Below are 6624 nucleotides of genomic sequence, written 5' to 3'. Positions count from 1 at the left end.
CTCATCCACACCGCCGAACAGGATGATCGAATCGGCAGCGTCGGACCAATGGTGAAAAACCCAGACGGCACCGTGTACCCATCTGCCCGTCGCGTGCCGTCAATCCGCACAGGTGTCGGGCACGCTCTTTTCGCGAATCTGTGGCAAGGCAACCCGTGGACCCTGAAATATCACGATGACGACGGAACCGACCCAACTCTCAGACGGGCCGGCTGGCTTTCGGGCTCGTGCCTGCTGGTCCGCCGTGAGGCCTTCGACAGCATCGGCGGTTTCGACGACGACTTCTTCATGTACTTCGAAGATGTCGATCTCGGGTATCGCCTCGACAAAGCAGGGTGGAAAAACATCTACCAGCCAGCAGCGAAGGTCGTCCATGCTGGCGCCCACTCGACGGCTAAGTCGCCGTCACTCATGCTTCAGGCGCATCACCGCAGCGCAGAACGTTTCATCAAGAAGAAATACTCGCACCCGCTGCTGTGGCCGATTCGATTTGTGGCTACGACGGGGCTTCGATTGCGTGCGTCCCTAGCCTCGCGCAACTTCACGCGCCAGGGCCGGTAACGTCTCGACCTTGGCGCGGGTCGAGCAGGTTCTCAGCGGCCCACGAGCGTGCTCAGGTAGCGACCGTATCCGCTCTTCACGAGAGGAGCCGCGAGCTTCTTCAGCTGTTCTGAGTCAATCCACCCGGCACGCCACGCGATCTCCTCGATGCAGCCGACCTTGAAGCCCTGACGGTCTTCGATGACGCGCACATACTCGGAAGCCTGCATCATCGATTCAAAGGTCCCGGTGTCCAGCCACGCTGTTCCTCGGTCGAGGACCTTGACCTGGAGCTTGCCAGCGTTGAGGTATCGCTCGTTGACCGTTGAGATTTCGAGTTCACCGCGATGGCTTGGCTCGATAGTTTTCGCTATTTCGACGACGGAGTTGTCGTAGAAGTAGAGCCCAGGAACCGCATAGTTGCTCTTTGGGGCCATGGGCTTCTCCTCGATGGAGAGAGCAGTGAAGTTGTCGTCGAACTCGACAACACCATACGCGGCGGGATTGGAGACGTGGTAGGCGAAGATGAGCGCACCGTCGATTTCTCCGTGATTGCGGAGAGCAGAGCCGAGACCGGTTCCGTGGAAGATATTATCGCCGAGGACCAGCGCTACGCTTTCGTGACCGATGAATTCCTCCCCGATGATGAAGGCCTGCGCGAGGCCGTCCGGAGACGGCTGGACTGCGTATTCGAGAGAGATTCCGAGTTCGCTTCCGTCTCCGAGCAACGCCTTGAACTGGTCGTTGTACTCCGGAGTCGTGATGATCAGGATCTCCTTGATCCCGGCCATCATGAGTGTCGACAACGGGTAGTAGATCATCGGCTTGTCATAGATCGGCATCAGCTGCTTCGAGATGCCCTTGGTGATCGGCCACAGTCGTGTGCCGGACCCGCCGGCGAGAATTATTCCGCGCATAGTGCTTTCCAGTGTACTTCGGGCCGCAGAGCGGCGTTACCGCTACCACTCGTCGCCTCCTTGACCCATGGGCGACCAGCCCTTGTGAGCGCCGTTGGGCCGGAATAGAGTCGTCGCGTTGGAAGGGGGATACATGCCGATGGCTGTATCGACTGGAGCGGTCGACATTACGCCGGGCGCTGACTTCCCTATGGCGGGCTTCGGCGTCAATTCTCCTCGACTTTCCGCTGGCGTCCGCGAGCCCCTCCACGCGCGTTGCATCATCCTTTGGGATGACGGAACACCAAACGTCATAGTCACGGTCGACGTCTTGGCTTTTGGGCGTCAGATGCACCTTGCGGTAAGAAATCGCGTCCGACTGCTGGGCGTTGCGAACCATGATTTCGTACTCACTGCGACACACACACATAACGGTCCGGTGTTGCTCGAGAAACTTGACCCGTTCATTGCCTACAACCTGGACGACTTGACCGAGGTCACTGCATACTGCGACGCTCTGGTCGACGACATCGTGAGTCTCGTCCGTACCACGATGACGAGATCGCGCACCCCGTGCACCCTCGACTATCAGGTGGTGGAAGAAAACTTTTCTATCAATCGGGAAGGTTTGCCCTATCGGGAGGTCGACGTGCCGGTACTCGTTGCACGCGGCCTCGGCGGTGAACCGCGCGCAGTTCTATTCAGCTACGGAGCCCACCCGGTCGCGGCAAATCTGCAGGATCTCTTCGATCCCGATTACCCGGCTCAAGCCATCAAGGAAATCGAGGCGACTGGCGGAAACGTTTTTGCACAGTTCGTGCTCGGACCTGCCGGAGACCAGAATCCAATATCAATCGGCTCTTTTCCTATCGCAGACGGCCTAGGGCAGGATCTTGGGGCAACCGTCGCCAACGGCATCGCGGTTTCCGGCAGAGAACTGAACGGCCCGATCGCAAGTGAATACCTTGAAATAGAGCTCCCGCTCGACCTTCCCCCCGCCGAAGCCGTTTCCCCGGTTGTTCGCGCGGCCTACGTCTCGCGACTTACAATGCCGCTGGCAGGCTTTGCCATACGGCATGCTCAGGCCATGATCGCCGAGTTGGATGCGCTCGCTTTCAGTACGTCTGTGACCCTTCCGGTACAAGTGTGGCGTTTCCAGGGCAACCCGGGGCTCAACATGATTTTCTGCGGAGGAGAAGTAGTATCTGGTTACGCCGTTGCGCTTCGCTCAGCGCATGGCGGGTCGAGCGAGATCTGGTTCAATGGCTATTCGAATGAAGTCCCGTCGTATGTGCCAAGCGATGAACTGCTCGACCACCCGAGTTATGCCGGCGGAAGCGACCCTGACGCGCCCGGCATCGCCGGTGGCTCCATGACGGTGTACGGCTACTGTGGCCATTTCCTCTCGAAGCGCGGCCCGGGCACCCCCGATGGCGTCGAGCAGATCCTGCTCGCTCGGCTGAAAGCCATGCTGTAACGCTCGGGGGTTGCATCCGCTTGGTGCCCCCAACCCGGAGCGCAGGCGCTGTACTCAGAGCCGCTCAACGGCGTACTGTGGCCCCGCCAGGTGTCTTGCGCGGCGCTATGGCCTCCGACGAATGAGTCCACCGATAGCGCGCACCGGTGCTGTGAGACGCCAACTCGTGCTCGCGCGATATTCAGCAAGTCGTCGTTCCATCTCGGACCGCACGCTTCGCAGCTCGGCGCTCACGCTTTGCAACTCGGAACCGACCCGATCCAGCTCGCCCCGCAACGCATCGGCGGTTTGCTCGGCCGCCAGGCGTCCGCTTTCGCTCGATGCCCAGTGTGCTTTCAGCGATTCGACCTCTGCCGGGAGAAGTTCCAGCCGCGCCCGCTCAGCCAGAGCGCTGCCCAACTCGACGTAGCGGCGCTTGATTTCCTCGGCGGAACTCCGGCCTGCGTCGAAGAAGGCGGTGATGGCTTGAGGCAAGTCCGTTCCGACCCCGAGCACCCCGAGACCGTGAGCGTGGTCGAACGCAAACGACGGGTATTTCTTGCTGAGCTCGTCCCACAGCCGCCAGACACCGAAACCTTCCTGATGTTCAGCTATGTCATGGAACAGGACGACCGCACGCGGCGAGAGTTTAGGCAGCCAGGACTCGAAATCGTGCCGGACGTCCTCATAGCCATGTCTGCCGTCGATATGAAGCAGGTCGATCGTGCCATCTGCCACCTTGTCGAGCGACTCGTCGAAATATCCGCGAAGCAGTGACGAGAATCCGGCGTACTGGCGCTCGTTCGTCCGTGACACGAATTCGTAGACGGTCTCGTCATAAATGCCGGCTTGATCGTCGCCTTCCCAGGAGTCGAGGGCGAATGTTCGCGTCTCCAGCCCGAGCCGGACGACCGCCTCACAGAAGACGAAATAGGAATAGCCGAAGTGGGTCCCCAGTTCGACCACGACACGCGGACGGATGGCGTCCATCAACCAGTAAGCAAATGGCGCGTGCTCGAGCCACGCGGTGACCGTGTAGTGAGGCGGCTGCCAGTACGAGGCTGCGCTCAACCAATCACTTTCGTTCGGCTGTCCGCTCAGGGCACTTTCGACCCTTGACTCGGTCTCCATTGACGTCACTCTTTCTCCCGACTCCGAGCCCATTCGGCTCGAGGTTCCTGGTGGGCGCGTCGGCCACGTTCACCGATCAGCATCCGGCCAGTCTAACAATGTGGCGATTGCTCCAAGAGAGGAGCCGCTCAACGGGGTCAAATAGAATCGGTCCAATCTCACAAAGGACGTGCCTTGCGCTATATCACCACCGGAGCCTTCCGCATGCTCGGAGCCGATCCGACCTTCACCGCTCGCGACCTGACGATCCGCGTTCACCTCGACCCTCGGCTCGCTGAGCTGGGCCTGGGGGCATAAACACAATGGCTACAACACTCCGGGTCGTCGTCGACCAGATCGTCACGCCGCTGCCCAGCGGTATCTCTCGCTACACGGAAGAACTCACCCGTGCCCTGATCCAGACCGCGCCGAGGGATTGCGTGGTTGAGGGCATTGTCTCCGCGCTCCCTCCCGAGAAGATCGCCGCGGTTGAGGAGCGACTTCCCGGCCTTGCCCAGCTGCACAGGACGACCCTGCCGCGACGAGAACTCGCCGCTGCCTGGCAGCTTGGCATCGTACCCACTCTGGGTACCGGCATGATCCACTCCCCTACTCTTCTCGCTCCGCTGCGCAGGCACGAACGCGAATTTGATGCCACACAGATGATTGTGACCATTCACGACACCCTCGCGTGGACGCACCCAAAGTCGCTCACACCGACGAACGTCGCCTGGCACAAAACCATGGCGAAGCGGGCGAAGAAGCACGCCGACGCCATCGTCGTTCCCACCCACGCCGTTGCCGAACAACTCGCCGACATTGTCGACTTCGGGGACCGGGTTCGTGTGATCCCGGGCGCCGTCGCGGCCGGTCTGACTCTCCCAACCGATGCCGATTGGCGCGCAAGCAAGCTCGGCCTGCCGAACGAGTACATTCTCACCGTAGGGTCTCTCGATCCCCGCCGCGGCGTCGCCCAGCTCATTAGCGGCCTTGGCCAAGCCGGCGCGCCGGACCTCCCGCTACTCGTGCTCGGCCCGGATACCTGGGGCGAGCTCTCCCTTGCCGCGGTCGCGGACGAAGCGGGCCTTCCCGAAGGCCGCGTCCGTGCGCTCGGTCACCTGTCCGAGGTGGATCTCGCCGTCGTGATCTCGCGGGCAAGCGTATTCGTCCACCCGAGCCTGCATGAGGGCTTCGGGCTCCCGCTCATCGAAGCGCTCTCGTTCGGCACGCCGGTCGTGCACTCCGATGACCCCGCCCTCATGGAAGTCGCCGGTGGCGCCGGCGTCGCCGTGGAGCGGGGGAAGAAGGGGTACGCCGAGCGGCTGGCTGACGCCGTGGCATCCGTTCTTGGCGATTCCGAGCGGGCGGGCCGCATGCGGATCGTCGGCCAGGACCGGGCGCGTGCCTTCAGCTGGCGGGATTCGGCTGAGCGGGTGTGGGCGCTGCACGCGGACCTGTAGCGGTTCGGCGACCGGCCGGCTCAGCCTTCCGGAGACGACGTGGTCGGCGGGTTGAGATCCGCCTGGATCAGGGCGCGGATCTGGTCGAAATCGGGATCGTCCTGGTCGATGTTGTTCGCCGGCGTGAGCTCGACAGAGCTGATCGGCTGCTCCTTCGACTTCATCGCGAGGTTCGTGAAGTACCCGAGCATGTCCTGGGGAACATCCGTCTTCACGACCTGGGTGCCCGCCTGCGCTATCGCCTGGAACTTCGTGAGCACGTTCGCCGGAGTGAACTGCTGCAGGATGGCTGCCTGCAGCTCGCGCTGGCGTTCCATCCGGTCGAAGTCATCGGTCGAATGCCGCGACCGGGCGTACCACTGTGCGTGATAGCCGTCGAGCGTTTGCGTCCCCGGCTCGATCCATTCGACCACGCCGTTCAGGTTCTCATCCCCCTCGATCGGGAGTCGCTCCTTCACCGTCACCTTCACCCCGCCGAGCGCGTCGATGAGGTCAGCGAAGCCTTGCATGTCGACGAGGGCGTAGTACTGAATCTCGAGCCCCGTGATTCCCTCCGACGCATCCTTCGTCGCCTCGATTCCCGGCGTCGATCCGGTGGACGCCGCATCCGGGTACAGGTCGCGGTGACGCAGTTCGGCCTCGGTGTAGACAGAGTTGAGCTTGCAGACGCTCACATCGCACCGGCGGTAGCCGTCCGGGTACAGCTCTGCCATCGGCGAACCCGCCGAGAAAGGCACTTTGCGCATGTCGCGCGGCAACCCGATCATCGTCACCCGGCCGGAATCGGCGTCGATCGAGACGACCGAGATGCTGTCAGGGCGCATCCCTTCGCGGTCAGGGCCTGCATCACCGCCGAGCAGCAGGATATTGTACCGGCCATCGACCGGCGGAACGGATGCGGCGCCTGCGCCGAAGATCGACTGAAGTGTGCCGCGGGCGACGCCGGCGTAGTAGGCGCCGGCGGAGGCCGTGCCGACGGATGCCACCAGCAGGATCACGGTGAAGGCCGCGATCCAGAAACGGGAGCCGGGCGCCGCGCGCACCAGTCGTACGAGCCGCAGCGTGTCGACGGTCAGCACGAGCCACAGCACGGCGTACCCCGCGAGCAGGATCTGCAGAGCGGTGAGGGCGAACGAGTTGGTGACGATGGAGAGGGTGGCGG

Annotated in this window: 7 protein-coding genes; 4 read left to right on the top strand and 3 right to left on the bottom strand. The window is 62.4% G+C overall.

Annotated features, from left to right (window positions below):
• Positions 1 to 561 (top strand): glycosyltransferase family 2 protein (locus ACLQ62_RS16010; protein WP_411722622.1); only part of this gene is annotated, 561 nt, incomplete at its 5' end.
• A gap of 32 nt (positions 562 to 593) precedes the next feature.
• On the opposite strand, the gene rfbA is transcribed toward ACLQ62_RS16010, so the two are convergent.
• Entirely contained in the window at positions 594 to 1457 is an 864-nt protein-coding gene (gene rfbA / locus ACLQ62_RS16005; protein WP_411722621.1) for a glucose-1-phosphate thymidylyltransferase RfbA, read from the bottom strand.
• A 133-nt stretch (positions 1458 to 1590) separates the two neighbouring features.
• Between rfbA and ACLQ62_RS16000 the strand changes: the two genes are divergently transcribed.
• Positions 1591 to 2913 (top strand): hypothetical protein, encoded by a 1323-nt coding sequence (locus tag ACLQ62_RS16000; protein WP_411722620.1) that lies wholly within the window; start codon positions 1591 to 1593, stop codon positions 2911 to 2913.
• Between the two features lie 105 nt (positions 2914 to 3018).
• Here ACLQ62_RS16000 and ACLQ62_RS15995 read toward each other — a convergent pair whose 3' ends face one another.
• Positions 3019 to 3963, bottom strand: coding sequence for a class I SAM-dependent methyltransferase (locus tag ACLQ62_RS15995; RefSeq protein ID WP_411722619.1), 945 nt, complete (start codon positions 3961 to 3963; stop codon positions 3019 to 3021).
• A gap of 234 nt (positions 3964 to 4197) precedes the next feature.
• Between ACLQ62_RS15995 and ACLQ62_RS15990 the strand changes: the two genes are divergently transcribed.
• Positions 4198 to 4320, top strand: coding sequence for a hypothetical protein (locus ACLQ62_RS15990; RefSeq protein ID WP_411722618.1), 123 nt, complete (start codon positions 4198 to 4200; stop codon positions 4318 to 4320).
• Positions 4321 to 4325: 5 nt separating this feature from the next.
• A complete protein-coding gene (locus ACLQ62_RS15985; RefSeq protein ID WP_411722617.1) occupies positions 4326 to 5462 on the top strand; it encodes a glycosyltransferase family 4 protein in 1137 nt (378 codons plus the stop codon).
• Positions 5463 to 5482: 20 nt separating this feature from the next.
• On the opposite strand, the gene ACLQ62_RS15980 is transcribed toward ACLQ62_RS15985, so the two are convergent.
• A partial coding sequence (locus tag ACLQ62_RS15980) for an LCP family protein (RefSeq protein ID WP_411722616.1) occupies positions 5483 to 6624 on the bottom strand: 1142 nt, incomplete at its 5' end.

The organism is Mycetocola sp., assembly GCF_046716805.1.
GTDB lineage: Bacteria > Actinomycetota > Actinomycetes > Actinomycetales > Microbacteriaceae > Mycetocola_A.
Note: the sequence above shows the minus strand (reverse complement) of the source record. Positions and strands in the feature narration are given on the sequence as shown.

Bases quoted from the DNA above. Each gene is read 5' to 3' on its own strand.
- rfbA (WP_411722621.1), bottom strand. From the start codon at position 1,457: ATGCGCGGAATAATTCTCGCCGGCGGGTCCGGCACACGACTGTGGCCG.
- ACLQ62_RS16000 (WP_411722620.1), top strand. From the start codon at position 1,591: ATGCCGATGGCTGTATCGACTGGAGCGGTCGACATTACGCCGGGCGCT.
- ACLQ62_RS15985 (WP_411722617.1), top strand. From the start codon at position 4,326: ATGGCTACAACACTCCGGGTCGTCGTCGACCAGATCGTCACGCCGCTG.